23 protein-coding genes and 1 riboswitch are annotated in these 26,241 nt (G+C 62.8%); of the genes, 16 read left to right on the top strand and 7 right to left on the bottom strand.

Annotated features, from left to right (window positions below; genetic code table 11):
• Window positions 1–14: 14 nt before the first annotated feature.
• Window positions 15–596, bottom strand: a complete 582-nt coding sequence (gene rpoE / locus Q7F16_RS07790) for an RNA polymerase sigma factor RpoE (protein WP_003172477.1) — start codon at window positions 594–596, stop codon at window positions 15–17.
• Between the two features lie 559 nt (window positions 597–1,155).
• Here rpoE and nadB point away from each other — a divergent pair.
• Window positions 1,156–2,772: an L-aspartate oxidase gene (gene nadB / locus Q7F16_RS07785; RefSeq protein WP_046065130.1), complete on the top strand. Its 1,617-nt coding sequence runs from the start codon at window positions 1,156–1,158 to the stop codon at window positions 2,770–2,772.
• Here nadB and Q7F16_RS07780 read toward each other — a convergent pair.
• Both Q7F16_RS07780 and Q7F16_RS07775 read right to left on the bottom strand, forming a co-directional pair.
• On the bottom strand, window positions 2,741–3,193 hold the full coding sequence (locus Q7F16_RS07780) for a protein YgfX (protein ID WP_409556396.1): 453 nt from the start codon (window positions 3,191–3,193) through the stop codon (window positions 2,741–2,743). The two genes, nadB and Q7F16_RS07780, sit on opposite strands and share 32 nt — an antisense overlap.
• On the bottom strand, window positions 3,177–3,431 hold the full coding sequence (locus Q7F16_RS07775) for an FAD assembly factor SdhE (RefSeq protein ID WP_003184348.1): 255 nt from the start codon (window positions 3,429–3,431) through the stop codon (window positions 3,177–3,179). Before Q7F16_RS07775 ends, Q7F16_RS07780 begins: the two co-directional genes overlap by 17 nt.
• 149 nt (window positions 3,432–3,580) lie before the next feature.
• On the opposite strand from Q7F16_RS07775, the gene ygfZ reads away from it, so the two are divergent.
• Together ygfZ and Q7F16_RS07765 are read left to right on the top strand one after the other, a co-directional pair.
• A complete protein-coding gene (gene ygfZ, locus Q7F16_RS07770) occupies window positions 3,581–4,522 on the top strand; it encodes a CAF17-like 4Fe-4S cluster assembly/insertion protein YgfZ (protein ID WP_409556395.1) in 942 nt (313 codons plus the stop codon).
• Between the two features lie 35 nt (window positions 4,523–4,557).
• The gene (locus Q7F16_RS07765) at window positions 4,558–5,379 is read left to right on the top strand and encodes an HDOD domain-containing protein (RefSeq protein ID WP_014337024.1); all 822 of its coding nucleotides are present in this window, start codon (window positions 4,558–4,560) and stop codon (window positions 5,377–5,379) included.
• Window positions 5,380–5,555: 176 nt separating this feature from the next.
• Here the strand turns inward: Q7F16_RS07765 and Q7F16_RS07760 are convergent, their stop codons facing one another.
• Together Q7F16_RS07760 and Q7F16_RS07755 are read right to left on the bottom strand one after the other, a co-directional pair.
• Window positions 5,556–6,941, bottom strand: a complete 1,386-nt coding sequence (locus Q7F16_RS07760) for a sensor histidine kinase (RefSeq protein ID WP_046065133.1) — start codon at window positions 6,939–6,941, stop codon at window positions 5,556–5,558.
• Window positions 6,934–7,605 carry a response regulator gene (locus Q7F16_RS07755; RefSeq protein ID WP_046065134.1) on the bottom strand — a complete coding sequence of 224 codons (672 nt, stop codon included), beginning with the start codon at window positions 7,603–7,605 and terminating at the stop codon, window positions 6,934–6,936. The genes Q7F16_RS07760 and Q7F16_RS07755 overlap by 8 nt, the downstream gene beginning before the upstream one ends.
• A 233-nt stretch (window positions 7,606–7,838) precedes the next feature.
• Here Q7F16_RS07755 and Q7F16_RS07750 point away from each other — a divergent pair, with 233 nt between their 5' ends.
• The 5 genes from Q7F16_RS07750 to Q7F16_RS07730 all read left to right on the top strand — a co-directional run bounded on the left by Q7F16_RS07750 (window position 7,839) and on the right by Q7F16_RS07730 (window position 13,267).
• Window positions 7,839–9,131 carry an OprD family porin gene (locus Q7F16_RS07750; protein WP_046065135.1) on the top strand — a complete coding sequence of 431 codons (1,293 nt, stop codon included), beginning with the start codon at window positions 7,839–7,841 and terminating at the stop codon, window positions 9,129–9,131.
• 77 nt (window positions 9,132–9,208) lie between these two features.
• Window positions 9,209–10,201, top strand: coding sequence for a Bug family tripartite tricarboxylate transporter substrate binding protein (locus Q7F16_RS07745; RefSeq protein WP_014337021.1), 993 nt, complete (start codon window positions 9,209–9,211; stop codon window positions 10,199–10,201).
• 55 nt (window positions 10,202–10,256) lie between these two features.
• The gene (locus tag Q7F16_RS07740) at window positions 10,257–10,718 is read left to right on the top strand and encodes a tripartite tricarboxylate transporter TctB family protein (protein ID WP_079303799.1); all 462 of its coding nucleotides are present in this window, start codon (window positions 10,257–10,259) and stop codon (window positions 10,716–10,718) included.
• Window position 10,719: 1 nt separating this feature from the next.
• On the top strand, window positions 10,720–12,234 hold the full coding sequence (locus tag Q7F16_RS07735) for a tripartite tricarboxylate transporter permease (RefSeq protein ID WP_046065137.1): 1,515 nt from the start codon (window positions 10,720–10,722) through the stop codon (window positions 12,232–12,234).
• Window positions 12,227–13,267, top strand: coding sequence for an AbrB family transcriptional regulator (locus Q7F16_RS07730; RefSeq protein WP_046065138.1), 1,041 nt, complete (start codon window positions 12,227–12,229; stop codon window positions 13,265–13,267). Before Q7F16_RS07735 ends, Q7F16_RS07730 begins: the two co-directional genes overlap by 8 nt.
• Before the next feature lie 108 nt (window positions 13,268–13,375).
• On the opposite strand, the gene ung is transcribed toward Q7F16_RS07730, so the two are convergent.
• On the bottom strand, window positions 13,376–14,068 hold the full coding sequence (gene ung, locus Q7F16_RS07725; protein ID WP_014337017.1) for a uracil-DNA glycosylase: 693 nt from the start codon (window positions 14,066–14,068) through the stop codon (window positions 13,376–13,378).
• A gap of 131 nt (window positions 14,069–14,199) precedes the next feature.
• Here ung and Q7F16_RS07720 point away from each other — a divergent pair, with 131 nt between their 5' ends.
• The gene (locus Q7F16_RS07720; protein WP_409556394.1) at window positions 14,200–15,312 is read left to right on the top strand and encodes an enoyl-CoA hydratase/isomerase family protein; all 1,113 of its coding nucleotides are present in this window, start codon (window positions 14,200–14,202) and stop codon (window positions 15,310–15,312) included.
• 229 nt (window positions 15,313–15,541) lie between these two features.
• On the opposite strand, the gene Q7F16_RS07715 is transcribed toward Q7F16_RS07720, so the two are convergent.
• On the bottom strand, window positions 15,542–15,955 hold the full coding sequence (locus tag Q7F16_RS07715) for a hypothetical protein (protein ID WP_079303793.1): 414 nt from the start codon (window positions 15,953–15,955) through the stop codon (window positions 15,542–15,544).
• Window positions 15,956–16,261: 306 nt separating this feature from the next.
• Window positions 16,262–16,363, top strand: a riboswitch (guanidine-I (ykkC/yxkD leader).
• A 60-nt stretch (window positions 16,364–16,423) separates the two neighbouring features.
• Here Q7F16_RS07715 and Q7F16_RS07710 point away from each other — a divergent pair.
• From Q7F16_RS07710 to atzF, 7 genes are all read left to right on the top strand, one after another.
• Window positions 16,424–17,491, top strand: a complete 1,068-nt coding sequence (locus Q7F16_RS07710; RefSeq protein ID WP_409556393.1) for a putative urea ABC transporter substrate-binding protein — start codon at window positions 16,424–16,426, stop codon at window positions 17,489–17,491.
• Window positions 17,492–17,506: 15 nt separating this feature from the next.
• A complete protein-coding gene (locus Q7F16_RS07705) occupies window positions 17,507–18,322 on the top strand; it encodes an ABC transporter permease (RefSeq protein ID WP_046065143.1) in 816 nt (271 codons plus the stop codon).
• Window positions 18,319–19,107: an ABC transporter ATP-binding protein gene (locus tag Q7F16_RS07700; protein ID WP_186649620.1), complete on the top strand. Its 789-nt coding sequence runs from the start codon at window positions 18,319–18,321 to the stop codon at window positions 19,105–19,107. The genes Q7F16_RS07705 and Q7F16_RS07700 overlap by 4 nt, the downstream gene beginning before the upstream one ends.
• A 14-nt stretch (window positions 19,108–19,121) precedes the next feature.
• Window positions 19,122–19,847, top strand: coding sequence for an urea amidolyase associated protein UAAP1 (locus tag Q7F16_RS07695; RefSeq protein ID WP_409556392.1), 726 nt, complete (start codon window positions 19,122–19,124; stop codon window positions 19,845–19,847).
• Between the two features lie 11 nt (window positions 19,848–19,858).
• Complete coding sequence (locus tag Q7F16_RS07690; protein WP_014337011.1) at window positions 19,859–20,500, top strand: urea amidolyase associated protein UAAP2; 642 nt, start codon at window positions 19,859–19,861, stop codon at window positions 20,498–20,500.
• A gap of 286 nt (window positions 20,501–20,786) precedes the next feature.
• A complete protein-coding gene (gene uca, locus Q7F16_RS07685) occupies window positions 20,787–24,428 on the top strand; it encodes an urea carboxylase (protein ID WP_409556391.1) in 3,642 nt (1,213 codons plus the stop codon).
• Window positions 24,429–24,450: 22 nt separating this feature from the next.
• On the top strand, window positions 24,451–26,229 hold the full coding sequence (gene atzF / locus Q7F16_RS07680; RefSeq protein WP_409556390.1) for an allophanate hydrolase: 1,779 nt from the start codon (window positions 24,451–24,453) through the stop codon (window positions 26,227–26,229).
• Window positions 26,230–26,241: the final 12 nt, after the last annotated feature.

Genomic DNA, 26,241 nt, shown 5'->3' with positions numbered 1-26,241 from the left:
TGTCGCCGCTGTCTCTAGTTTTCCTGCAACAAAGGTTGCAGGGCTTTATCAATGGCCTCCCGGGCGCGGAAGATCCGGGAGCGCACGGTGCCTACAGGACACTGCATGACGCTCGCAATGTCTTCGTAACTCAGACCGTCGAACTCACGTAAAGTTAAAGCCGTACGCAAATCTTCGGGCAGTTGCTGGATGGTTCGATGGACAGTGCCTTCAATCTCATCCCGCAGCAACGCACGTTCCGGTGATTCGAGATCCTTGAGGCCATGATCGCCATCATAGAACTCGGCATCTTCAGAACTTACATCGCTATCCGGCGGCCGGCGGCCGCGTGAAACCAGATAGTTTTTCGCCGTGTTGATGGCGATGCGGTAAAGCCACGTGTAAAACGCGCTGTCCCCGCGAAAATTACCAAGTGCCCGGTAGGCCTTGATGAAGGCTTCCTGAGCGACATCCTGCGCTTCATGGGTGTCGTGCACGAAACGCACGATCAACCCGAGAATTTTGTGCTGGTATTTCAGCACTAGCAGATCGAAAGCTCGCTTGTCGCCGCGTTGGACGCGCTCGACCAGCTGCTGATCCTCTTCCTGGGTTAGCATGAACACTCCTCGATAAGCTCGAAGGAGGCTTGCATTACTAATTGACCGGGCTTGCAAACATAGACTCGGGCTTTTCGCAAAAGTTCTCCCCCTTTCAAGCAAGTTTCCGGCGCGCTCTGATCTCGGCACGCACGAAAAACGCAGCAGGAGATTCCCCGGCTGCGCGAATAATCTGTCACCGGGCCTGTTGGCAGAGATTCCAATCGAAATCCTGCACCAACCCGATGCTGCTCCCTTTTGCAGACAACCGTCTATTGAACGTAGGCGCTTGGCAAAAGTTCCCTCTATTTACAGTGCTATGCACTGAATATCAGGCAACCGTGACGAGATAAACTGCGTTCTGTCCTCGAAACGGTAGCCTTATCGACCTTGAACCAAAACCAGCGATCCGACGAAGCGTGTCGCTTTTCTGTCACGCTGGTTTCACATTGCCATGAATGCCCGACTATTGTGCCGATCCCCCCCTCTATATACTAGTGGGCTGCGTGGCTGCCTGACCCGTTTAAGCGGTGTCTTGCGCCAACCCCGACCCGGGTCGCCTTGAGCGGAAACCATTCGAATGAGCCAACAGTTTCAACACGATGTTCTGGTAATCGGCAGCGGAGCCGCCGGATTGAGCCTTGCACTGACCTTGCCTGCACATTTGCGCATTGCAGTCCTGAGCAAGGGCGACCTGGCCAACGGTTCGACCTTCTGGGCCCAGGGCGGCGTCGCAGCCGTGCTGGACGATACCGACACTATTGAATCCCATGTCGACGACACCCTTAATGCCGGTGGTGGCCTGTGCAATCCGCAAGCAGTGCGTTTCACCGTGGAACACAGCAGGGAAGCCATCCAGTGGCTGATCGACCAGGGTGTGCCGTTTACCCGTGACGAACAATCGGGCACCGAAGACGGCGGTTTCGAGTTTCACCTGACCCGCGAAGGCGGTCACAGCCATCGGCGCATCATTCACGCCGCCGACGCCACCGGTGCGGCGATCTTCAAGACCCTGCTCGCCCAAGCGCGACAGCGGCCGAACATCGAATTGCTGGAGCAGCGCGTCGCGGTCGACCTGATCACCGAAAAACGACTGGGCCTGGACGGCGATCGCTGCCTCGGCGCCTACGTGCTCAATCGCGGCACCGGCGAAGTCGACACCTACGGCGCGCGCTTCGTCATCCTGGCGTCCGGTGGCGCAGCCAAAGTCTACCTATATACCAGCAACCCCGACGGCGCCTGCGGCGATGGCATCGCCATGGCCTGGCGTTCGGGTTGCCGGGTGGCGAACCTGGAGTTCAACCAGTTCCACCCCACCTGCCTCTATCACCCGCTGGCCAAGAGTTTCCTGATCACCGAAGCCCTGCGTGGCGAAGGTGCACACTTGAAGCTGCCCAACGGCGAGCGCTTCATGCAACGCTTCGATCCGCGCGCCGAGCTGGCACCGCGCGACATCGTCGCCCGGGCCATCGACCATGAAATGAAGCGCCTGGGCATCGATTGCGTTTACCTGGACATCAGCCACAAGCCCGAAGCGTTCATCAAGAGCCACTTCCCGACGGTGTACGAGCGCTGCCTGGAGTTTTCCATCGACATCACCAAACAACCGATCCCGGTGGTGCCGGCCGCGCATTACACCTGCGGCGGTGTGATGGTCGACCAACAGGGCCGCACCGATGTGCCTGGGCTATATGCCATCGGCGAAACCAGCTTCACCGGCCTGCACGGCGCCAACCGCATGGCCAGCAACTCGCTGCTGGAATGTTTCGTCTACGCCCGCTCGGCGGCGGCAGACATCCTGGCGCAATTGCCGCAGATCGCTATTCCAGCCGCCCTGCCTTCGTGGGACGCCAGCCAGGTCACCGACTCGGACGAAGACGTGATCATCGCCCACAACTGGGACGAACTGCGGCGCTTCATGTGGGACTACGTGGGCATCGTGCGCACCAACAAGCGCCTGCAACGGGCACAGCACCGCGTGCGCTTGCTGCTGGATGAAATCGACGAGTTCTACAGCAACTATAAAGTCAGCCGCGACCTGATCGAGCTGCGCAACCTGGCCCAGGTGGCCGAACTGATGATTCGCTCGGCCATGGAACGCAAGGAAAGCCGGGGCCTGCATTACACCCTGGACTACCCGAACCTGCTGCCCGAGGCACTGGACACTATCCTGGTGCCGCCCACCTACGCCGACTGAACCTGAGCCACACCCGCAGGCGCCGATGGACATCCGGCGCCAGCGCATCGCGCGGCACGCACAGCGAGCGGACGCGCCGTTCACCCGGCACGCGAAAACGCAGCACGATGAGCATCGGCAGCGCCAGGCTATCGGGGCGCAGTTGCACAGCCCGCCAGCCATAGGCCCGGCTCCAGAGCTGCCAGCCCGCGGCACTACGCCGCAACCCGCAGAAGGCCCGGCGATGGGTCAGCAATAAATGCCGGGGGATCACCCAGGCGCCATGGGCCAGGCACACTATGACGCCAAGCGCTGCGCACCAGGAGGGCACGGACAACAGCAACAACGACCCCAGGGCGAATACCTGGGCCAGCAGGTAAGCCGCCAGCAGCAGCCCGGAGGCCTGCCAGCGGCATTCGAAGCGATTACTTGGGTTGGACACGGTCCAGGATCATCCGGACCATGCGCTGCAACTCAGGGTCTTCGGATTCGCTGCGCTCCATGAACCAGCCGAACATGTCCTGATCCTCGCATTCGAGCAGGCGGACATAGCAGGCACGGTCCACTTCATTGAGATGGGGATAAACCTCTTTGACGAATGGCACCAGCAACACGTCCAGCTCAAGCATGCCGCGGCGGCTGTGCCAGTAGAGGCGATTCAGTTCAACATCTTCGACCATGGAGCGCTCCTCAAATAGAGCGCAAGTATACAGGCCCCGCCGCAGCGGAACAGACAGCTTTGGTCGGGCATCACCGATCCTTTGTGAACTACCCATTTCAAGGGCGCCCCCTTATGATGTCTACCAGACCTTTTATCATGCGATGACCCATGGCTGATTCCGCTTTTTTCTGCACCCTGTCCCACGAAGGCATTCTCGCGGTCCGCGGCGTGGATGCCGGCAAATTCCTGCAAGGCCAATTGACCTGCAACCTCGACTACCTGAGCGACAGCCGGGCCAGCCTCGGTGCCCGCTGCACCCAGAAAGGCCGGATGCAATCGAGCTTTCGCATCCTGCTCGAAGGCGACGGCGTGTTGATGGCCATGGCCACCGAGTTGCTCGAACCGCAACTGGCCGACCTGAAAAAATACGCCGTATTCTCCAAATCCAAGCTCACCGACGAAAGCGCGGCCTGGGTTCGCTTCGGCTTGGAAAACGCCGACAAGGCGCTGGCCGGCCTGGGCCTCGAACTGCCGAGCGACACCGACAGCGTGGCACGCCATGAAGCCTTGATCGCCGTCCGTGTTTCTCCCGGCCGCGCCGAACTGTGGGCGCCCGCCGAACAGGCACAGACGCTGCAGGCCCGCCTGCGTGCAGAACTGGCCGAGGCGGACCTGAACCCATGGCTGCTGGGCCAGATTCGCGCCGGGATCGGCCAGGTCATGCCGACCACCCGCGAACTGTTCATCCCACAGATGCTCAACCTGCAAGCCGTCGGCGGCGTCAGTTTCAAGAAAGGCTGCTACACCGGCCAGGAAATCGTCGCCCGCATGCAATACCTGGGCAAGCTCAAGCGACGCCTGTACCGCTTGCAGCTGGACGCCAGCGAACTACCGGAACCCGGCACGGCGCTGTTCTCCCCCACGCATGGCAGTTCCATCGGCGAAGTGGTGATTGCCGCCCGCAGCGAAGGAAACATTGAACTGCTGGCGGTATTGCAGGCCGAAGCAGCAGAAGACGACAATTTGCACCTCGGTACCTTGGAAGGCCCACGCCTTCAACAGTTGGACCTGCCTTACGAACTGGATCGCGACCGCGAAATCCAGCGCTGATCGCAGCATTTGCCGCAATACCCTAGAGAACCGAAATGAGCGATTTGGCGGATAAGGTCCAACGGGATTTGGTGCAGGCCATCGATAACGATGACTTGGTTCTGCCGACATTACCGGAAGTGGCCCTGCAGATTCGCCGGGCCGCCGAAGACCCGGAAATCAGCGTCAGCAACCTGAGCAAAGTGATCGGCCGCGATACGGCTCTCTCTGCACGCCTGATAAAAGTGGTCAACAGCCCGCTGCTGCGCGCCACCCAGGAAGTCACCGACCTGCACACGGCCATCACTCGATTGGGCGTCAACTACAGCAGCAACCTGGCCATCGGCCTGGTCATGGAGCAGATTTTCCACGCCCGCTCCGAGGTGGTGGAACTGAAGATGCGCGAAGTCTGGCGCAAGAGCCTGGAGATCGCCGGCGTCAGCTATGCGCTGTGTCGCGGTTACACCCAACTCAAACCCGACCAGGCCGCGCTGGGTGGGCTGGTGCACCAGATCGGCGTGCTGCCCATCCTGACGTATGCGCAAGACAACAATGAATTGCTCTCGGACCCGGTCAGCCTCAACCACGTCATCGAAACGATTCACCCGGTGCTGGGGGACAAACTACTCAGCGTCTGGGAGTTTCCGGAGCGGTTGGTGAAACTGCCGGGGTTGTATCTGGATTTCACCCGGGACTCCCAGCAAATCGATTATGTCGACCTGGTGCAGGTCGCTGCGCTGTATTGCTACAAGGACACCGACCATCCCCTGAGCAAGATTGACGTGTTCGGCGTTCCAGCCTTCAAGAAACTGGGCATCGACCCGGAGAACAAGGCCCGCTGCGCGGATATCGAAGAAGCGCGGTCGATGTTCTATTAGAAACATCTGAAGCCATGAAGACCTCTCTGACCATGCTGCTCTTTTGTGGTCAGGAGACGCTTTTGTGGCGAGGGAGCTTGCTCCCGCTCGGGCGCGCAGCGGCCGCAAAAGCTTAGGGCTGCTTCGCACCCCAGCGGGAGCAAGCTCCCTCGCCACAGGGTTTTGCATCGCCAGGTTTATCCGGGGATAAAACTCACCCGCACCTTCAACCCGCGTTCCTGCCCATCGTGCAAGGTGATCTGCGCCAGGTGGGCACGGCAGATTTCGCCGACGATCGCCAATCCCAGCCCCGAACCGGCCACTTGCTGGTTGCGTCGATAGAACCGCTCGAACACCCGATCCCGTTCGTGCAGTGGGATGCCGGGCCCGTCGTCTTCAACCTCCAGCACGGCCGGCGCAGAAACCCGCAGGATCACATTGCCGCCCGATGGGGTATGGGCCAGGGCGTTGTCCACCAGATTGCTCAACAGCTCGTTCAACAAGGTTGGCTCGCCTCGAAGCCATACCGGCTCGTCAGCTTCCAGGGCCAGGGCCACCCCTCGGGCATGGGCCAGCGGGGCCATGGCCATGCCCAATTCGCGGGCCAACTGGCTGAGATCAAGTAACTGCGCGCCGCCTTCGGCAATGGCCCGGGCGCCATTTTCCACGCGCGCCAGGGACAGCAACTGATTGGCCAGGTGAGTCAATCGATCGGTGCCCTGGGCCGCGGTTTCCAGGGTTTCACGCCAGGTCGCCGGTTCACTGGCACGCAAGCCCAGCTCAAGACGCGCCTTGAGCGCGGCCAAGGGCGTGCGCAGCTCATGGGCGGCATCAGCGATGAACTGCGCCTGACGCTCGAATTGCCCACGCAGACGCTCGGTGAAATGGTTGAGGGCCCGCACCAGCGGCCATAATTCGTGCTGCACTTCCACCAACGGCAACGGCCGCAGATCGTCCGGCTGGCGCTCTTCCACCGCCGTGCGCAAGCGCTCCAGCGGACGCAGCGCCGCGCTGACCGCAAACCACACCAACAGCAGCGCACCCACGGCCAGCATGCCCAGGCGCAACAGCGTGTCGGCCATCAACCCGCGAGCCATGCTGACCCGCGCCTCTTCGGTCTCCGCCACGCGAATTTCCGCCATGCCGTTCATGTTCGGCTCGCTCACGGCCTTGAGCAGGCTCACCACCCGCACGTTCTGCCCCTGGTACTGGGCGTTATAGAAGCGCGCCAGAGCCGGGTAATCGTCCGTGCGTGGCGTCCCGGGCGGCGGGCCGGGGAGGTTTTCGTAGCCGGAAATCAGTTTCTTGTCGATGTCATTGACCTGGTAATAAATACGCCCGGCGCTGTCATAGGCGAAGGTATCCAGGGCCACGTAGGGCACATCCGCGCTGAGGCTGCCGTCGCGCTGGGACAGGCCTGCGGCGATGGTCCGGGCCGAGGCCAGCAGGGTCCGATCATAGGCAGTGTCCGCCGCTTCGCGACCGTTCCAGTAGGCGCTCAAGCCGCTGGCGAGCATCAGCACCACCAGCAGCAATGCCAGGTTCCTGAGCAGCCGCCAGCGCAGGCTGTCGGGCTTATGCATTGCGGTTTTCCAGCAGGTAGCCCAAGCCTCGGAACGTCACGATCGCCACCGCATGGCCGTCGAGTTTCTTGCGCAGGCGATGGACGTAGATTTCGATGGCGTCGGGGCTGGCCTCTTCGTCCAGGCCGAACACCTGGGCCGCCAGTTGCTCCTTGCTCATCACCCGCCCGGGCCGGGCAATCAACGCCTCCAGCACGGCTTGCTCGCGGGACGTCAGGGTCAGCAATTCGTCGTCGAGGGTAAAACGACGGGTGTCCAGGTCATAGATCAGCCCGCCACAACGTTGCTGGCGTTCGCCGCCCAGCACGCTACGGCGCAACAGCGCCTTGACCCGGGCCTCCAGCTCAGTGAGCTCGAATGGCTTGGCCAGGTAATCGTCGGCACCCAGGTTCAGGCCATGGACGCGGTCCTTGACGTCGCTGCGAGCGGTCAGCATCAGTACCGGCAAGGTCTTGCCACGCGCCCGCAGACGCGCCAGCACCTCGAAACCGTCCATGCGCGGCAGCCCGACATCCAGGACCGCCACGGCGTACTCCTCGCTGCTCAAGGCCAGGTCGGCCGCGACGCCGTCGTGCAACACGTCCACGGTCAAACCGGTGCTCTTGAGCGCCTGGGCAACGCTTTCGGCGAGCTGCAGATGGTCTTCGACGAGCAGGACACGCATGGGTTATTCCTCGATTCAGGGATGGCCGACGCCATTCTTTGGCGCGGAGTTTACAGCCGCATCTGCCACTGTGAAGCCAAAAAACACGCTGAAAGCTTTTGAAAGGTTAGCGAAAGGTTGGGCCGTTAGAGTCCTCCCACGGACAGTTTCGGCTGCCGTCGCGACGCACATCGCGAACGAAAAACGCCTCGAAGCGTTTTCGCCAAATAAGAACAATAAAGCGGAGTACCACCATGCTGTCCATGCAGCCCCAGGCCCCAGCGCCTGCTCGCCTTTCCCGCTTCAACCAGACCGCCCTAGCCAGTGCCGCCGCCCTCGCCGGTTTTTCGCCGATGAGCCAGGCTGCCTTCATCGAAGACAGTACGGCAACCTTCGAAACCCGCAACATGTATTTCAACCGCGACTTTCGCGACGGCACCAGCGCACAGCAATCCAAGCGTGACGAATGGGCCCAGGGGTTCATGCTCAACCTGCAATCGGGCTACACCGAAGGCACCGTGGGGTTCGGCATCGATGCATTGGGGATGCTCGGGGTCAAGCTCGATTCCAGCCCGGACCGTACCGGTAGCGGCCTGTTGCCCACCCACGATGACGGCCGCGCCGCTGACGAATATTCCAAGCTGGGCCTGACCGGCAAGGTGAAGATCTCCGCCACCGAACTGAAAATCGGCAGCCTGATTCCAGAACTGCCGATCCTCAAGCCCAACGACGGGCGTATCCTGCCGCAGACCTTTGAAGGCGGCTTGTTGACCTCCAACGAAATCAAGAACCTGACCTTCACGGGCGGGCGCTTGAACAACGCCAAGGATCGCAACGACACCAATTACGAGGACATCGCCCTCAACAACAAGAACGGCCGTTTCACCGGCAGCGTGGCCGGTGAACACTTCAGTTTCGGCGGCCTTGACTACAAGTTCACCGACAAGATCACCGGCCGCTATCACTTCGCCCAGCTCAGCGAAGTCTACAACCAGCACTTCCTCGGCCTGGTCTCCTCCCACGCCATCGGCCCCGGCACGTTCAGCGCCGACCTGCGCCTGGCGATCAGTGATGACCAGGGTGCGGCCCGCGGCGGCGAGATCGACAACAAGTCCCTCAATGGCCTGGTGAGCTACGCTTTGAGCGGCCACAAGATCAGCGCCGGTTACCAGCACATGTCCGGTGACAGTGCCTTCCCTTATGTCGATGGCAGCGACCCATACCTGGTGAACTTCGTGCAGATCAACGATTTCGCCGAAGCCGATGAGCGTTCCTGGCAGGCGCGCTACGACTATGACTTCGGCAAGCTGGGGATACCGGGGCTGAGTTTCATGAGTCGCTACGTGAGCGGCGACAACATTTCGCTGCGCAACGGCGACAGCGGCAAGGAATGGGAACGCAACAGCGAGATCAAGTACGTGGTGCAAAGCGGCACGTTCAAGGACGTTGCCGTACGCCTGCGCAACGCGACCTATCGTTCCAATTATTCAGCCCGCGATGCCGATGAAATGCGTCTGCTGGTCAGCTATAGCGTCGCGCTCTGGTAACCGAAGGCTGCCGGGGCCGCGAGGATCCGGCAGCACCCAATTGGCAACACACAACAACAACTCCTGTGGAGACAATAATGAACCTATCACTGCGTAAAGTAGCCCTGGCCGCCGGATGCCTGATGTTCGCCGGGCAGTTGCTCGCCGCCGATCCATCCAAAGAGCCCAAGCGCCCCGAATGCATCGCCCCGGCCTCCCCCGGCGGCGGTTTCGACCTGACGTGCAAGCTGGCACAAAGCGCGCTGGTCAACCAGAAGCTGCTGACCAAGCCGATGCGCGTCACCTATATGCCCGGCGGTGTCGGCGCGGTGGCCTACAACGCAGTGGTCGCCCAGCGCCCGGCCGACGCCGGCACGCTGGTGGCCTGGTCCAGCGGTTCGCTACTGAACCTGGCCCAAGGCAAATTCGGTCGCTTCGATGAAAGCGCCGTGCGCTGGCTGGCTGCCGTCGGCACCAGCTATGGCGCCATCGCCGTGAAAAGCGACTCGCCCTACAAGAACCTCGACGACCTGGTCCAGGCCCTGAAGAAAGACCCGGGCTCAGTGGTGATCGGCTCCGGCGGCACCGTCGGTAGCCAGGACTGGATGCAGACCGCCCTTATCGCCAAGGCCGCCGGCATCAACCCTCGTGACCTGCGTTACGTGGCCCTCGAAGGCGGCGGCGAAATCGCCACCGCACTGCTCGGTGGACACATCCAGGTAGGCAGTACGGATATTTCCGACTCCATGCCGCACATCCAGAGCGGCGACATGCGCCTGCTCGCCGTGTTTGCCGAGAAACGCATCGACGAGCCGGAAATGAAAGACATTCCGACCGCCAAGGAACAAGGCTACGACATCGTCTGGCCAGTGGTCCGCGGCTTCTACCTCGGGCCGAAGGTCAGCGACGAAGACTACGCCTGGTGGAAAGACGCTTTCGACAAACTGCTGGCTTCCGAAGAGTTCGCCAAGCTGCGCGATCAGCGCGAGCTGTTCCCGTTTGCCATGACCGGCCCGGAACTGGACACCTACGTGAAGAAGCAAGTGGCTGATTACAAGGTGCTGGCCAAAGAGTTCGGCCTGATCCAGTAACCGTCTCTGTTCTCGCGGCGGCGCTGGCACTGTCGGCGCCGCCCAGGAGTTAGTCATGCTCACCATCCAACGTATTTTTGCCGCAGTGCTGCTGCTGGTCTGTATCGGCCTGGCGCTGATGGCTTGGCCCTACCAGGCCGCCTTTTCCTACGAACCGGTCGGTCCCCGCGCCTTTCCCTTGCTGATGCTAGGGCTGATGGGCCTGGCATTGCTGTACATGCTGTTTCGCCCGACCCCCGTCGTGCACAGCGATGACGATCCGCACCTGGACCGCGAAACCTTGCAGAAAATCGGCATCTGCGTGGTGCTGCTGCTGGTCTTCGCCGGGACCTTCGAGCCCCTGGGCTTCATCCTCGCCAGCATCCTGACCGGCGTGCCGATGGCGCGCCTTTACGGCGGTCGCTGGGTGCCGAGCGTGGTGATCATCAGCCTGATGGCCATCGGTCTTTATCTGTTGTTCGACAAGCTGATGGACGTGCCGCTGCCCCTGGGCCTGCTCGACGTCCTGGAGAATTGATATGGATACCCTGAATTATCTCGGCCAGGGTTTTGGCGTTGCACTGACCCCCTACAACCTCGTCACGGCCCTGACCGGCACCCTGATCGGCACTGTGGTCGGCCTGCTGCCGGGCCTGGGCCCGATCAACGGCGTGGCGCTGCTGATCCCGATTGCCTTTGCCCTGGGGTTGCCGCCGGAATCGGCGCTGATCCTGCTGGCGGCGGTGTACCTGGGTTGCGAATACGGCGGACGCATCAGCTCGATCCTGCTCAACATCCCGGGTGAAGCCTCCACCGTGATGACCACCCTCGACGGCTACCCGATGGCCCGCCAAGGCCTGGCCGGCGTGGCGTTGTCGCTGTCGGCGTGGAGTTCGTTCATCGGCGCGTTCATCGCCACCTGCGGCATGGTGTTGTTCGCACCGCTGCTGGCCAAATGGGCGATTGCGTTCGGGCCGGCGGAATATTTCGTCCTGATGGTGTTCGCCATTGTCTGCCTCGGCGGCATGGCCGGCGACCGGCCGCTCAAGACGTTTATCGCGGCGCTGATCGGCCTGTTCCTGTCCTGCGTCGGGATCGATGCCAACAGCGGCGTCTATCGCTTCACCGGTGACAACATCCACCTGACCGACGGCATCCAGTTCGTCGTGCTGGTGCTGGGCCTGTTCTCCATCAGCGAAATCCTGTTGTTGCTGGAGAAAACCCATCGCGGCCAGGAAGCGGTAAAAGCCACCGGGCGGATGATGTTCAACTTCAAGGAAGCGGCATCGGTGTTCTGGGTGAACATCCGCTGCGGCGTACTGGGTTTCATCATGGGCGTATTGCCTGGCGCGGGCGCAACCCTGGCCAGTGCCGTGGCCTACATGACTGAAAAACGCATCGCCGGCACCAGTGGCACGTTCGGCCAAGGCGACAAGCGTGGCCTCGCGGCGCCGGAAACCGCTATCGGCGGCGCAGCCTGCGGCGCACTCGTGCCGATGCTGACCCTCGGCGTTCCCGGCTCGGGCACCACCGCGGTGATGATCGGCGCGCTGTCGCTGTACAACATCACCCCGGGTCCACTGCTGTTCCAGCAACAGCCGGACATCGTCTGGGGCCTGATCGCGTCGTTGTTCGTCGCCAACATCATGCTGGTGATCCTCAACATCCCGATGATCCGCGTCTTCACCCGCATCCTGGCCGTGCCGAACTGGGCGCTGGTACCGGTCATCGCGATCATCACCGGGATTGGTGTCTACGCGGTGCATGCCACCACGTTCGACCTGTTCCTGATGATCGGTATCGGCATCTTCGGTTACATCCTGCGCAAGCTGGATTTCCCGCTGTCGCCTGTGCTGCTGGGCTTCATCCTCGGTGGCCTGATGGAGCAGAACCTGCGGCGTGCGCTGTCGATTTCCAATGGTGGGCTGGAAATCCTCTGGTCGAGCCCGATCACCTTTGGCTGCTGGATCCTGACGGCAATCATGCTGTTCATGCCGCTGCTGCGGATCTGGCGTCGCCGCAGTGCGCAACGTCGCGCCCTGGCCAATGTCTGAGGCAACCTTCAGACAGTGGTGGGGAACACCGCTGGTCGGCCTGGCCGGCGGTTACCTGGCCAGCCTGATCGGCTGGCCTCTGCCCTGGATGGTCGGCTCGTTGCTGGCGATCATCCTGGTGCGCTGTCTCACGCCGTGGCAATTGATGGAAATCCCCGGCGGCCGTAAATGCGGCCAATGGGTGGTGGGTATCGGCATCGGCCTGCACTTCACCCCGGTGGTGATAGAACAGGTACTGAGCCACTTCGGCCTGATCTTCTTCGGCGCGCTGATCACCAGCGTGTCCAGCGTAGTGAGTGTCTGGCTGATGCGGCGCACCGGCGAGGACCGCGCTACGGCTTTCTTCTCGAGCATGCCGGGCGGTTCCGGCGAAATGGTCAACCTCGGCGCCCGCAACGGCGCGGACCTCAGCCGTGTTGCGGCGGGCCAGAGCCTGCGGGTGCTGGTGGTGGTGCTGTGCGTGCCGGCGGCCTTCAAGTACCTGTTGGGCGAAGGCGCCCCTGGGCAACACGCCACCACGGTGGACTGGCTGTGGCTGGCGATCCTGTTCCCGGCGGGCGCCCTGCTCGCCTGGGTCTGGGAACGCTTGCGCCAACCCAATCCCTGGTTGTTCGGGCCATTGCTGGTCAGTGCGGCGGTGAGCGTCGGTTGGGACCTGCACATCGGCCTGCCCAATGGCGCCAGCCAGGTCGGCCAATGGTTGATCGGCAGCGGATTGGGTTGTCATTTCAACCGGCAGTTCTTTCGTCGGGCGCCGTCGTTCATGGGGCGCACCCTGGTCGGCACGGTGTTGACGATGCTGATCGCCACTCTCGCGGCCTTGGGCCTGAGTACTTTGACCCAGCTGGACCTGCGTTCATTGACCCTCGGCATGATGCCCGGCGGCATCGCGGAAATGAGCCTGACGGCCGAGACGTTGCAACTGTCGGTGCCCTTGGTGACGGCGTTACAGGTGATGCGATTGCTGTTTGTGCTGTTTCTGGCGGAGCCGTTGTTCAGGTATTGGATGCGCAGGCCAGATTCGGACTTGTAGACCGAGTTGCCTTCATCGCGAGCAAGCTCGCTCCCACAGGGGATTTGTGTTGCCCTAGAACCCTGTGGGAGCGAGCTTGCTCGCGATGGGGCCCTTATTGCCGACCATTTAAAGCGGCGGCAATCGCCAATCAATGGGCGCCTCGCCATGCTGCTCGAGGAATTTGTTGGTCCGGCCAAAATGCCCGCAGCCCAAGAAACCACGATAAGCCGACAACGGCGACGGGTGGACCGAGGTCAACACCAAATGCTTGGTGGCGTCGATCAGCTTCTGCTTGCCCTGGGCATGGGCGCCCCACAGCAGGAAGACCAGGTTCGGCTGGTGTTCGCTGACCACTTCGATGACCCGGTCGGTGAAATGCTGCCAGCCCTTGCCCGCGTGAGCGTTGGCGTTGGCGCGCTCCACGGTCATGGTGGTGTTGAGCAGCAACACGCCCTGGTCGGCCCAGCTTTGCAGGTAGCCGTGATTTGGAATGTCGATGTTCAAATCGCGCTTCAATTCCTTGAAGATGTTCACCAGCGAGGGGGGTGCCGGCACGCCCGGTTGTACCGAGAAGCACAAACCATGGGCCTGGCCCGGGCCGTGGTACGGGTCCTGGCCGAGGATCACAACCTTGACCTTATCCAGCGGCGTGGAATTGAGGGCATTGAAAATCAGCGGTGCCGGTGGGTAAATCTCCTTGCCGGCGGCGTATTCACTGCGCAGGAATTCGCGCAACTCTGCCATGTAGGGCTGGTCGAACTCGGCACGCAGTGCCTGCTTCCAGCTCGGTTCGAGTTTGATACGGTCGTCGGCAGTCATGGTTGCATCCGGTAAAAACAATGGGCGCACCCTAGGAAAGCCTACATGGCTTGTCAATTGATCTGACGCAGAACCGGCACTTTCCTACGCAGCGGTCATACTGATCATTCCAATTTCTGATCGAGGTCACGATGAATCTGCACTTCGAAGAGCTCACCGGCATCGACGGGGCCCGTATCGGCATTGCCACCCTGGACGCCGAAAAATCCCTGAATGCCTTGTCCCTGCCGATGATCAACGCCTTGCGTGATCGTCTCGATGCCTGGGCCCGGGAGCCGCAGGTTGTTTGTGTGCTGTTGCGCGGCAATGGCGCCAAGGCATTTTGCGCCGGCGGTGAAGTGCGCAGCCTGGTGGAAGCCTGCCGTGCCCATCCCGGCGAAGTGCCGCCGCTGGCTGCACAATTCTTCGCGGCGGAATACCGCTTGGACTTCAACCTGCACACCTACCCCAAACCCCTGCTGTGTTGGGGCCATGGTTATGTACTGGGCGGCGGCATGGGGCTGCTGCAAGGCGCCAGTACCCGCATCGTCACACCAAGCAGTCGCCTGGCAATGCCGGAGATCAGCATCGGCCTGTACCCGGACGTCGGCGCCAGTTGGTTCCTGTCGCGCCTGCCCGGCAAGCTCGGGCTGTTTCTCGGCCTGACCGGCGCCCACATGAATGCCCGGGACGCCATCGACCTGGACCTGGCCGACCGCTTTTTGCTGGATGAACAACAGGACGACCTGATCGAGGGCCTGCTGCAACTCAATTGGCAGGAACAAACCGAGATGCAGCTCAACAGCCTGCTCAAGGCTTTGCAGCAGGAAGCGGTCGGCAAAATGCCCGAAGCCCAATGGCTGCCACGCCGGCAGAAAATCGATGAATGGCTGGATGTCAGCGACGTGCGTTGCGCCTGGAAAGCCCTCAGCCTGCTGGTGGAGCACCCTGATCCGCTGATCGCCCGGGCGGCCAAGACAATGACCGAAGGCTCGCCGTTGACCGCTTGTCTGGTCTGGGAGCAGATCGCCCGGGCCCGCCATTTGTCCTTGGCCGGTGTGTTCCGGATGGAATACACCTTGAGCCTCAACTGCTGCCGCCATCCGGAATTCAGCGAAGGCGTACGCGCGCGCCTGATCGACAAGGACCACAAGCCCCACTGGCACTGGCCGGACATCAACCATGTGCCCGAAGCGGCGGTCGAGGCGCACTTTCACAAAGCGTGGGAAGGTCGGCATCCGTTGGCGGATTTGTCCAACGAATAAAGAACCTGAGTGACACCCTGTGGGAGTGACATTCTGTGAGAGTGACATCTGTGGGATGTGACATCTGTGGGAGCAAAGCTTGCTCGCGATAGCGGTATGCCAGTCACAGAGAGGCTGACTGATCCCCTGTCATCGCGAGCAAGCTTTGCTCCCACAAGCCTTATCCCATCGGGTTTATTGCAGACATAAAAAAGCGGCGCTTGATGCGCCGCCTTTTTCTGCCCTGGGATCAGCGGTGGTTGCGTCGTCCATCGTGATCGCCGCGTCCACGATCATAATCACCGCGTCCACGATGATCACGCCCGCCTCGACCCCGTCGGTCATCATTCCAGCCACCCCGGCTATGGCCGTCCCAGCCACCCCGGTGTGGATAAGGTCGGTACGCCGCTCGCGGTGGCGAGTAGTGGCGTGGGCCATGTTGGTAGTAACGCGGTGCCGAGTAGTAGCGCGGCGCCGGTTGGTAATACCGCGGGGCGTAATAGCCACGCGGTGCCGAATAGTAACTCCCGCCACCGCTGTAATAGACCGGTGCCGGTGAGGTGTAGACCTCGGAACGGTAGTAGCTCGAGTCTCCGTCGTAATAAGGCACGCAGGCCGAAAGAGTCAAACCGAGAAACGCAATGAGCAGCAGTCGTCGATACATGGCGGCCTCCTGGACCGCGGATGGGCCACATCAGCGACGCTGATGGGCGGCAGTCATCTATTGGGTGACTGACGATTAATCTGACAGCGAAATCGAGATCTGGTGCGCTCCAGCAATAAGTTGAAACATGTAGCTCTTTGCCTCATGCCGGTGCGCAGCGGCACCACAATTGCGCACCCGGCCCGCCCCCAGACACCGACTTGCGGCACCCGCCCTCTCTGGACCGGGCCTTGACCCCAGTTGGCACGGCTCTCGCTTTAACAAATTCCGTGCAGGAGTCATCACAGGTTCGCGGCACCACAATTTGCAATGGCTGACTAGGGTTCCGGCTCGCTTCTGGCGAGTGGCTGGTCCGAGAGTTGGCGACCTCCAGTTGAGGTTACACGGCGGGACAAAAGCCCGGGAGACAAGCCACCGTTCGCGGTGCCGCGTTGCTCCTGTCCGCCCTTGATCAACTGGAGAATTACCATGCTCAAGCTTCGTCTGTCCGCCCTGCTCCTCGCCGCCCTCTCGGCCCTCGCGAGCTTCTCATCCGCCGCTGCCCAAAAAGACCACTTCAGCGTCTGCTGGACCATTTACGCCGGCTGGATGCCCTGGGAATACGCCGGTAGCCAAGGCATCGTCGATAAATGGGCGAAAAAATACGGCATCAAGATCGATGTCGTGCAGCTCAACGATTACGTCGAATCCATCAACCAGTACACCGCCGGTCAGTTCGACGGCTGCACCATGACCAACATGGACGCCCTTACCATTCCCGCCGCCGGTGGCGTGGACAGCACCGCGCTGATCATCAGTGATTTCTCCAACGGCAACGACGGCATCGTCCTCAAGGGCGAAGGCAAGAAAGTCGCCGACCTCAAGGGCATGGACGTCAATCTGGTGGAACTGTCGGTGTCCCATTACCTGCTGGCCCGCGCCCTGGATTCGGTTGGTCTCGCCGAGAAAGACCTGAAAGTCGTGAACACCTCCGACGCCGACATCTCCGCCGCCTTCAACACCGACCAGGTCAAGGCCGTCACCACCTGGAACCCGATGCTCTCGGACATCAAGGCCCAGCCAGGTGTGAGCGAAGTGTTCAATTCCAGCCAGGTTCCCGGCGAGATCATGGACATGATGGTGGTCAACACCCAGACCCTGCAGGACAACCCCGCCCTGGGCAAAGCGTTGACCGGCGCCTGGTTCGAAGTGGTGGCGCTGATGAACGCGAAAAACGCCGCCAGCCAGGCTGCGCTGGAATACATGGCCAAAGCGTCGGGCACCGACCTCAAAGGTTTCCAGGCGCAACTGGACACCACCAAATTGTTCGCCACACCCAAGGAAGCGCTCAACTTCGCCACCGGCGAACAACTGCCCGCCACCATGGGCAAGGTAGCCGAGTTCTCGTTCCAGCACGGTTTGCTGGGCGAAGGCGCCAAGAGCACCGACGCAGTCGGCATGACGTTCGCCAATGGCGTGACCCGCGGCGACAAGGCCAACCTCAAGCTGCGCTTTGACCCGACCTACGTACAGCTGGCCGCCGACGCCAAGCTGTAAACCGGAGGACCTGGCATGCGCCTGATCAACCGCTACCCGGATCGTCCCAGCCGCTTGTTGCTGGTGATCCTGCCATTCGCGCTGGTGTTGTTCGCCTACTTCATGGGCTCGGCCGAACGGTTGACGGACAACCCCAACGACAAGCTCCTGCCCAGCGCCGTGCAAATGGCCGATGCGGTCAAACGCCTGGCCTTCACCGCCGATGCCCGCAGCGGCGACTATCTGCTCTGGCAAGACACCGCGTCGAGCTTGCGTCGGTTGGCCATCGGCCTGGGCATCAGCGCCCTGGCCGGGCTGTGCCTGGGCATTGCCGCCGGTACGTTGCCGCTGTTTGGCGCACCGCTGTCGCCGTTGCTCACCGTGGTGTCGATGGTGCCGCCGCTGGCTATCCTGCCGATCCTGTTCATCGTCTTCGGCCTGGGGGAACTGTCGAAAGTGATGCTGATCGTGATTGGCATCACACCGTGCCTGGCGCGCGACCTGGAACAGCGCGCCCGGGAAATTCCGCCCGAGCTGCTGATCAAGGCCCAGACCCTCGGCGCGTCGACCTGGACCCTGATGCTGCGGGTGGTGCTGCCGCAACTGCTGCCGCGCCTGTTGATTTCCCTGCGGCTGATGCTCGGTTCGGCCTGGCTGTTTCTGATCGCCGCTGAAGCCATCGCCTCCACGGATGGGCTGGGCTATCGGATTTTCCTGGTGCGTCGTTACCTGGCGATGGACGTGATCTTGCCGTATGTGGTGTGGATCACCCTGCTCGCCTGGCTGATGGACTGGGGCCTCAAGCAACTGACCCGGCAAGCGTTCCCCTGGTACGAGGGGGCGAAGGCATGAGCTTCATTACGGTGAACAACGTCTGGCAACAGTATGCCGACCAGGTGGTACTGGAGCGTCTGAACCTGAGCGTCTCTGAGGGTGAGTTCTGCACCCTGGTGGGCGCCTCGGGTTGCGGCAAGTCGACCTTCCTGCGCTTGCTGCTGGGCCAGGAACGCGCCAGTCGCGGACAGATTCTCCTGGACGGCGAACCCTTGGCCGGCGAGCCGGATGCCAGCCGGGGCGTGGTGTTCCAGCGCTATTCGGTGTTCCCGCACCTCAGCGTGCTGGACAACGTGGCCCTGGGCCTGGAGTTGCCGCGCTCGCCGCTGCTGGGCCGCCTGTTTGGCAGCGCCAAGCGCCAGGCCCGCGACGACGCCGCGCAACTGCTGGACAAGGTCGGCCTGGGCCATGCGCTGGATAAATACCCGGCGCAACTGTCCGGGGGCATGCAACAGCGGCTGGCGATCGCTCAGGCACTGATCATGAAGCCCCGCGTCCTGCTGCTGGACGAGCCCTTCGGCGCCCTCGACCCGGGCATTCGCAAAGACATGCACGCCCTGTTGCTGGAGCTGTGGCGCGAAACCCGGCTGACGGTGTTCATGGTCACCCATGACCTGTCCGAAGGTTTCAGCCTCGGCACACGCCTGCTGGTGTTCGACAAGGTCCGTGTCGACCCGCACGCCCCCGGCGCCTATGGCGCCCGCATTACCTACGACATTCCATTGAACAGCGACCGCCGCACCGCCCGTGCCGCCGTCGACGCCCTGCCCGCCGGACTGGCCGGCACGTTGCGTATCGCTTGAAAGGAGTTTTTTCCATGACCGACTCGACCCAATTGTTTACACCTTTCGCCGAAGAACTGCTGCCCGGCGGCGGCCACCGTTCCTTCGTGCTCAAGCGCGGCCAACTGCTGCGCCTGACCGACCTGCGCGGCGGGGCCAACGTGAGCCTGACGCTGCTCAACGCCAACGAAAAAACCGAACGCCTGAACCTGCCCGACAGCCTCAAATGCCAACACACCGCCAAGCTCACCACCGGCCATTGCCTCTACTCCGACATGGGCCGGGTGCTGGCGGCCATCACCGCCGACACCTGCGGTTGGAGCGACAGCCTCGGCGGTGTGCTCTGCGCCGAGGAAGTCGCTGAAAAATACGGTCAGGGCCGCTACCAGGAACTGCGCAACGGCTTCTTTCGCAACGGCACCGACAACCTGCTGGTGGAGTTGGGCAAATGGGGGCTGGCCCTGTCCGACCTGCTGATGACCCTCAACCTGTTCAGCCGGGTCGATGTCGATGAGGCTGGAGGCTTTCACTTTGTCGAAGGCAACTCCAAGGCCGGTGATTACATCGAGATGTACGCACCGATGGACACCCTGGTGGTGCTGACCGCGCTGCAGCACCCGATGGACCCGAACCCGCAATACGCCCCGCAACCGCTCAAGCTCAGTTGGATGAACGCTGACGCCAGCGTCGCCGAGCACTGTCGCCATTCGCGCCCGGAAAACCAGCGCGGCTTCATCAACACCGACCGCCTGTTCGCCTGAGGATCGCTGCCATGTCACTCGCCATCGCCACCGCACACAAGCAACCCGATGCTGCCGTCTACCGCGCCACCATCCCCGCCGGGGAACCGTGGCTGGTGGAGGTCAAGGCCGGCCAGACCCTGCGCATCCTCGACCTGGAAGGCAACCAGGCGGTCGATACGCTGTTCTACAGCCTGGCTAACCCCAAGGAGCGCTACGATGTGCAGCGCACCCTGCGCCGGCAGAACAGCGTGTACCTGAGCACCGGCAGCGTGCTGTATTCCAACCTCGGCCACCCGATGCTGACCATCGTCGAAGACACTTGCGGGCGCCACGACACCCTCGGCGGTGCCTGCGCCCAGGAAAGCAACACCGTGCGCTACGCCCTGGAAAAACGCTACATGCACAGTTGCCGCGACAACTACCTGCGGGCCTGCGCCCACGACGGTCGGCTGGGCAAGGGCGACATCGGGCCGAACATCAACTTCTTCATGAACGTACCGGTCACCGCCGATGGCGGCCTGACCTTCGAAGACGGGATCTCGGCACCAGGGAAATACGTCGACCTGCGGGCCGAGATGGACGTGATCGTGTTGATTTCCAACTGCCCGCAACTGAACAACCCGTGCAACGCCTACAACCCCACGCCAGCGGAGCTGTTGATATGGAACTGAAACTCACCCGCCTGCGGCGCTGGTTGTTTGTGTTGTGCCAGAGCCGGTCGGGGCAGTGCATCAAATAACGCCCTGATCCCCTGTGGGAGCGAGCTTGCTCGCGATAGCGGTCTGTCAGTTACATCAAGGTTGGATGTACCGCCGCTATCGCGAGCAAGCTCGCTCCCACAAGGGGAGTAGTGGTGTTTGGAGGTTTGTCGCCAGGGACGACCCCGGCGGCCATCGAAAACTGCGGGACGGCCCGCATCCCAGTTCAGGCAGCACACATGCCTGAGGGGGCAATGCCATGTTCGAAAAAATCCTGATCGCCAACCGTGGCGCCATCGCCTGCCGCATCCTGCGGACCTTGCGTGAGCTGAAGGTCGAGGGCGTCGCAGTGTATTCCCAGGCCGACGCGGCCAGCTTGCATATCCTCCAGGCCGATGAAGCCCACTGCCTGGGCGAAGGCGCGGCGGCCGGTACTTACCTGGCGGTGGACAAGCTGTTGGCGATTGCCAAAAGCAGCGGCGCGACCGCGATCCATCCCGGCTACGGCTTTCTCTCGGAAAACGCCACCTTCGCGCAAGCGTGCGAAGCTGCCGGTATTGCCTTCATCGGTCCGACGCCAGAACAACTGCGCGTGTTCGGCCTCAAGCACACCGCCCGCGACCTGGCGCGCCGGCACGGTGTGCCACTGCTCGAAGGCACCGAACTGCTCGACAGCCTCGACGCCGCGCTATTGGCCGGCACACAGCTCGGCTATCCGGTGATGCTCAAAAGTACCGCCGGCGGCGGCGGTATCGGCATGCGTGTGTGTCGCAGCGCCGCCGACCTGAGCGAATCCTTCGAAGCGGTCAAGCGCCTGGGCCAGAACAACTTCAGCGACGCCGGGGTGTTCATCGAGAAGTACATCGAACGTGCGCGGCATCTGGAAGTGCAGGTATTCGGCGACGGCTTGGGCCAAGTGATTGCCTTGGGCGTGCGCGACTGCTCGGTGCAACGGCGCAACCAGAAAGTCCTCGAGGAAACCCCGGCGCCGAACCTGCCCGAGGGCATGGCCGACGAACTCTGCGCAGCGGCGATCCAACTGGCCCAAGCCGTGAACTACCGCAGCGCCGGCACCGTGGAGTTCGTGTTCGACAGCGACGCCGGGCGCTTCTATTTCCTGGAAGTGAACACCCGCCTGCAAGTGGAGCACGGCGTCACCGAGCAGGTGTGGGGCGTGGACCTGGTGCGCTGGATGGTGCAACTGGCGGCCGGTGATTTGCCGCCACTGAGCGAGCTCGGCCAAGGTTTGAAAGCCGAGGGCCACGCGATCCAGGCGCGCTTGTATGCCGAGGACCCAGGTCGGGATTTCCAGCCAAGCCCGGGGCTGCTGACCGCCGTGAAATTTCCCCAGGCCGACGGCAAGGCACTGCGCATCGACACCTGGGTCGAGGCCGGTTGCCAGATCCCGCCCTACTTCGACCCGATGATCGCCAAGGTCATTCGCTGGGCGCCGACCCGCGAGCAGGCACGCCTGGGCTTGCATCAAGCGCTGGACGAAAGCCTGCTGTACGGCGTCGAGACCAACCGCCACTACCTGCAACAGATTCTCCTCGACACGCCGTTTGCCAGCGGCCAGCCCTGGACCCGCTGCCTGGAGGCGTTGGTCTATCGCGCCAACACCGTCGAAGTGCTCAGCCCCGGCACCCAGACCAGCGTCCAGGACTATCCCGGCCGCCTCGGTTACTGGGCGGTGGGTGTGCCGCCGTCGGGGCCGATGGACAGCCGTTCGCTGCGCCAGGGCAATCGCCTGCTCGGCAACGAAGAAGGTGCGGCGGCGTTGGAAATCACCATGAACGGGCCGCTGCTGCGCTTCAACTGCGCTGCCCGGGTGGCGGTGACCGGTGCGGTGATTGCCCTCACGCTCGACGGCGAAGCGGTGCCTATGAACACGCCGTTGTCGATTGCTGCCGGCGCCACCCTCGCCATTGGCAACATCGCTGGCGCCGGGGCGCGCAGCTACCTGTGCCTGCAAGGCGGCGTGCACGTGCCGGATTACCTGGGCAGTAAAAGCACCTTCACCCTCGGCCAGTTTGGCGGCCACGGCGGACGAGCGCTGTGTACCGGCGACGTGTTGCACCTGGCGCCGCTGGACGAACACACGACGCTGCCGCCAACGAGCGCGCCGATCCTGGAACTGCCAAGCGTGCGGCAGATCCGCGTGATCTACGGTCCCCACGGTGCGCCCGAATACTTCACCGAGCGCTACATCCAGACGTTCTTCGACACGGCCTGGGAAGTGCACTTCAACTCCAGCCGCACCGGCGTGCGCCTGATCGGGCCGAAACCCGAATGGGTCCGCGCCGACGGCGGCGAGGCCGGGCTGCATCCTTCCAATATCCATGACAACCCTTACGCCATCGGCGCCGTGGACTTCACCGGCGACATGCCCGTCATCCTCGGCCCCGACGGCCCGAGCCTGGGCGGCTTCGTCTGCCCGGTGACGGTGATCGAAGCGGACCTCTGGCAGTTGGGGCAGCTCAAGGCGGGGGACAAGGTGCGGTTTGTGCCGGTGGATATCTCCACCGCGCGATCTCTCGCCTTGAAATGGGATCAATGTGGGAGCGAGCTTGCTCGCGATAACGGTCTGTCAGTCCCATCGATTTTGGATGTCCCGCCGCTATCGCGGGCAAGCTCGCTCCCACAGGGGCTGGGGTCGCCTGTGGTGTTGGATATCGGCCAGGACGATACGCGCCTGGTGGCAAGGCTATCGGGCGACACCCACCTGCTGCTGGAAATCGGCGCCCCCGAACTGGACCTGGTGTTGCGCTTTCGCGCCCATGCCTTGATGCAGGCGTTGGAACACAAACACCTGCCCGGCGTGATCGACCTGACGCCGGGCATTCGCTCGCTGCAAGTGCACTACCAACCCGAGCAAATGCCCCTGGCCGATCTGCTGAGCATCGTCGCCGGTGAGTGGGACGCCGTGTGCGCGGCGCAGGACCTGCAAGTGCCATCGCGCATCGTTCACCTGCCGCTGTCCTGGGATGATCCGGCCTGTCAGTTGGCCATCGAAAAATACATGACCACGGTGCGCAAGGACGCGCCCTGGTGCCCGAGCAACCTGGAGTTCATCCGGCGCATCAACGACCTGCCCAACCTCGATGAAGTGCAACGCACGGTGTTCGACGCCAGCTACCTGGTGATGGGCCTGGGGGACGTCTACCTCGGCGCGCCGGTCGCCACGCCGCTCGACCCGCGCCATCGATTGGTGACCACCAAATACAACCCGGCCCGCACCTGGACCGCGGAAAACTCGGTGGGCATCGGCGGCGCCTATATGTGCGTGTACGGCATGGAAGGGCCTGGCGGCTATCAGTTCGTCGGGCGCACTTTGCAGATGTGGAACCGTTATCGGGACGTCGCCGCCTTCGACGGCAAGCCGTGGCTGCTGCGGTTCTTCGACCAGATCCGCTTCTATCCGGTCAGCGCCGATGAACTGCTGCGCATCCGGCGGGACTTCCCCCTGGGCCGCTTCGACCTGGAGATCGAGCACAGCCAGCTCAACCTCGCCGACTACCAGCGTTTCCTGGTGCAGGAAGCCGACGGCATCGCCGCGTTCCGCCAACGGCAACAAGGCGCCTTCGACGCCGAGCGCGAGCGTTGGATCGCCAGTGGCCAAGCGCACTTCGACAGTGAAGAAGCGGCCATCGCACCCAGCGAAGATTCGCCGCTGAACGACGGTCAATTAAGTGTCGACAGCCACATCGCCGGCAACCTCTGGCAGGTGCAGGTAGACGTTGGCGCACGGGTCGCCGCCGGTGATGTGCTGGTCATCCTGGAGTCGATGAAAATGGAAATCCCGCTGCTTGCGCCCTCGGCCGGCGTGGTGCGCGAGGTGCGCGTCCAGCCCGGTTCCGCAGTGCGCGCCGGACAGCGCGTCGTCGTGCTGGACCGTGACTGAACTCAATCAAAGGATTAACACCATGAACCTCTCTCTTCGCTTGGACGACCTGCGCAATACCTACCGCAGCGGCGAACTGACGCCACGCCAATTGCTGTTGGCCCTGCGGGAAAAAGCCGCGGCGCTGAACCCGGACTATCACCTGTTCATCCACCTGCTGACGGCCGAAGAACTGGAACCCTACCTGGCCGCATTGGAAAGCCGCGACCTGGAGAGCCTGCCGCTGTACGGCGTGCCGTTTGCCATCAAGGACAACATCGACCTGGCCGGCATTCCGACCACCGCCGCCTGCCCGGCGTTTGCCTACGTGCCAGACCGTTCGGCGACCATTGTCGAGCAATTGCTGGCACTGGGCGCGATCCCTCTGGGCAAGACCAACCTCGACCAATTCGCCACCGGGCTCAATGGCACTCGCTCGCCCTACGGCGCCTGCCGTAACAGCGTGCTGCCCGACTATCCGGCAGGCGGTTCGAGCGCCGGCTCGTCGCTGGCAGTGGCCCTGGGCGTGGCGAGTTTTGCCTTGGGCACCGACACCGCCGGCTCCGGTCGGGTGCCCGCAGCGTTGAACAACCTGGTGGGGTTGAAGGCCACCTTGGGGTTGATCTCCACGGCGGGCGTGGTCCCAGCCTGTCGCACGCTGGACTGCGTCACCACCTTCACGGCGACGGCCAAGGAAGCCAGCCAGCTCTTGGCGCTGACAGCCCGTCCAGACCCTCGTGACGACTACAGCCGCCACAACCCGCAGTGGAACGATGGCGCCGCGTTCGGCGCGCCCCGGCGCTTTCGCTTCGGTGTGCCGCGCCAACAGGACTTGGAATTTTTCGGCTGCCAGGAAGGTCCGCAACTGTTTCAGGAAGCCATCGAGCGGCTCGAACGCCTGGGCGGTGAAGCCGTGGAACTGGACTTGTCGCCGTTCCTGGAAGCGGCGCGGCTGCTGTATGAAGGCCCCTGGGTGGCCGAACGCTACAGTGTTGCCGGCGCCTTGATGGAACGTGAGCCGGAGGCCGTACTGCCGGTCATCCGCGCCGTCCTGGCGAAAGCGCCTACGGTGGATGGCGTACAAACCTTCCGCGCCCGCTACCGTTTGCAAGCCCTCAAGGCCCAGTGCGACCGGGCCATGGATACGCTCGATTGCGTCCTCACCCCGACCATCGGCCGCCCGGTGACCCTCGCCGAACTGGCCGCCGACCCGGTGCTGCGCAACTCCGAGCTGGGGTACTACACCAATTTCATGAACCTGCTGGACTACGCCGCCGTCGCCGTACCCAGTGCGTTCATGGCCAACGGCTTGCCCTGGGGCGTGACGTTGTTCGGTCGAGCCTTCACCGACCAATACCTCTTGAGCGTGGCCGATGCCTTGCAGCGTCAACAGGACACGGCCTTGCCAGCGCCCGCCAACCCGGCGCGCCACGACCGGGCGCGGCTGGTGGTGTGTGGCGCACACCTGGATGGGTTGGCGCTGAACTGGCAACTCAAGCAACGCGGCGCGCGGCTGATCGAGGCCACCCAAAGCTCAGCGGATTACCGCCTCTACGCCTTGGCCGGTGGCCCGCCCCTGCGCCCCGGCATGCTTCGGGTCATCGAGGGCGGCGTGGCGATCGAGGTGGAGGTCTGGGAGCTGCCGAGCAGCGAACTGGGTTCATTCCTGACCGGCATCCCCGCACCATTGGGGCTGGGCAAGGTGCAACTGGCCGATGGTCGCTGGGAAAGCGGATTCATCTGCGAGTCGTATGGCCTGGAAGGCGCGCGGGACATCAGTCACCTGGGGGGATGGCGGACTTATCTGCGTAGCCTGGAATAAGGCTGAACCGGT

It is taken from the genome of Pseudomonas sp. Lb2C2, from assembly GCF_052112205.1.
Classification (GTDB): domain Bacteria; phylum Pseudomonadota; class Gammaproteobacteria; order Pseudomonadales; family Pseudomonadaceae; genus Aquipseudomonas; species Aquipseudomonas kilonensis.
The sequence above is the reverse complement of the archived record's forward strand: the minus strand, read 5'-3'. Positions and strand labels throughout refer to the sequence as shown.

Coding starts and splice junctions, on each gene's coding strand:
- rpoE (WP_003172477.1), bottom strand. CDS start 596: ATGCTAACCCAGGAAGAGGATCAGCAGCTGGTCGAGCGCGTCCAACGC.
- nadB (WP_046065130.1), top strand. CDS start 1,156: ATGAGCCAACAGTTTCAACACGATGTTCTGGTAATCGGCAGCGGAGCC.
- Q7F16_RS07775 (WP_003184348.1), bottom strand. CDS start 3,431: ATGGTCGAAGATGTTGAACTGAATCGCCTCTACTGGCACAGCCGCCGC.
- ygfZ (WP_409556395.1), top strand. CDS start 3,581: ATGGCTGATTCCGCTTTTTTCTGCACCCTGTCCCACGAAGGCATTCTC.
- Q7F16_RS07765 (WP_014337024.1), top strand. CDS start 4,558: ATGAGCGATTTGGCGGATAAGGTCCAACGGGATTTGGTGCAGGCCATC.
- Q7F16_RS07760 (WP_046065133.1), bottom strand. CDS start 6,941: ATGCATAAGCCCGACAGCCTGCGCTGGCGGCTGCTCAGGAACCTGGCA.
- Q7F16_RS07755 (WP_046065134.1), bottom strand. CDS start 7,605: ATGCGTGTCCTGCTCGTCGAAGACCATCTGCAGCTCGCCGAAAGCGTT.
- Q7F16_RS07750 (WP_046065135.1), top strand. CDS start 7,839: ATGCTGTCCATGCAGCCCCAGGCCCCAGCGCCTGCTCGCCTTTCCCGC.
- Q7F16_RS07745 (WP_014337021.1), top strand. CDS start 9,209: ATGAACCTATCACTGCGTAAAGTAGCCCTGGCCGCCGGATGCCTGATG.
- Q7F16_RS07740 (WP_079303799.1), top strand. CDS start 10,257: ATGCTCACCATCCAACGTATTTTTGCCGCAGTGCTGCTGCTGGTCTGT.
- Q7F16_RS07735 (WP_046065137.1), top strand. CDS start 10,720: ATGGATACCCTGAATTATCTCGGCCAGGGTTTTGGCGTTGCACTGACC.
- Q7F16_RS07730 (WP_046065138.1), top strand. CDS start 12,227: ATGTCTGAGGCAACCTTCAGACAGTGGTGGGGAACACCGCTGGTCGGC.
- ung (WP_014337017.1), bottom strand. CDS start 14,068: ATGACTGCCGACGACCGTATCAAACTCGAACCGAGCTGGAAGCAGGCA.
- Q7F16_RS07720 (WP_409556394.1), top strand. CDS start 14,200: ATGAATCTGCACTTCGAAGAGCTCACCGGCATCGACGGGGCCCGTATC.
- Q7F16_RS07715 (WP_079303793.1), bottom strand. CDS start 15,955: ATGTATCGACGACTGCTGCTCATTGCGTTTCTCGGTTTGACTCTTTCG.
- Q7F16_RS07710 (WP_409556393.1), top strand. CDS start 16,424: ATGCTCAAGCTTCGTCTGTCCGCCCTGCTCCTCGCCGCCCTCTCGGCC.
- Q7F16_RS07705 (WP_046065143.1), top strand. CDS start 17,507: ATGCGCCTGATCAACCGCTACCCGGATCGTCCCAGCCGCTTGTTGCTG.
- Q7F16_RS07700 (WP_186649620.1), top strand. CDS start 18,319: ATGAGCTTCATTACGGTGAACAACGTCTGGCAACAGTATGCCGACCAG.
- Q7F16_RS07695 (WP_409556392.1), top strand. CDS start 19,122: ATGACCGACTCGACCCAATTGTTTACACCTTTCGCCGAAGAACTGCTG.
- Q7F16_RS07690 (WP_014337011.1), top strand. CDS start 19,859: ATGTCACTCGCCATCGCCACCGCACACAAGCAACCCGATGCTGCCGTC.
- uca (WP_409556391.1), top strand. CDS start 20,787: ATGTTCGAAAAAATCCTGATCGCCAACCGTGGCGCCATCGCCTGCCGC.
- atzF (WP_409556390.1), top strand. CDS start 24,451: ATGAACCTCTCTCTTCGCTTGGACGACCTGCGCAATACCTACCGCAGC.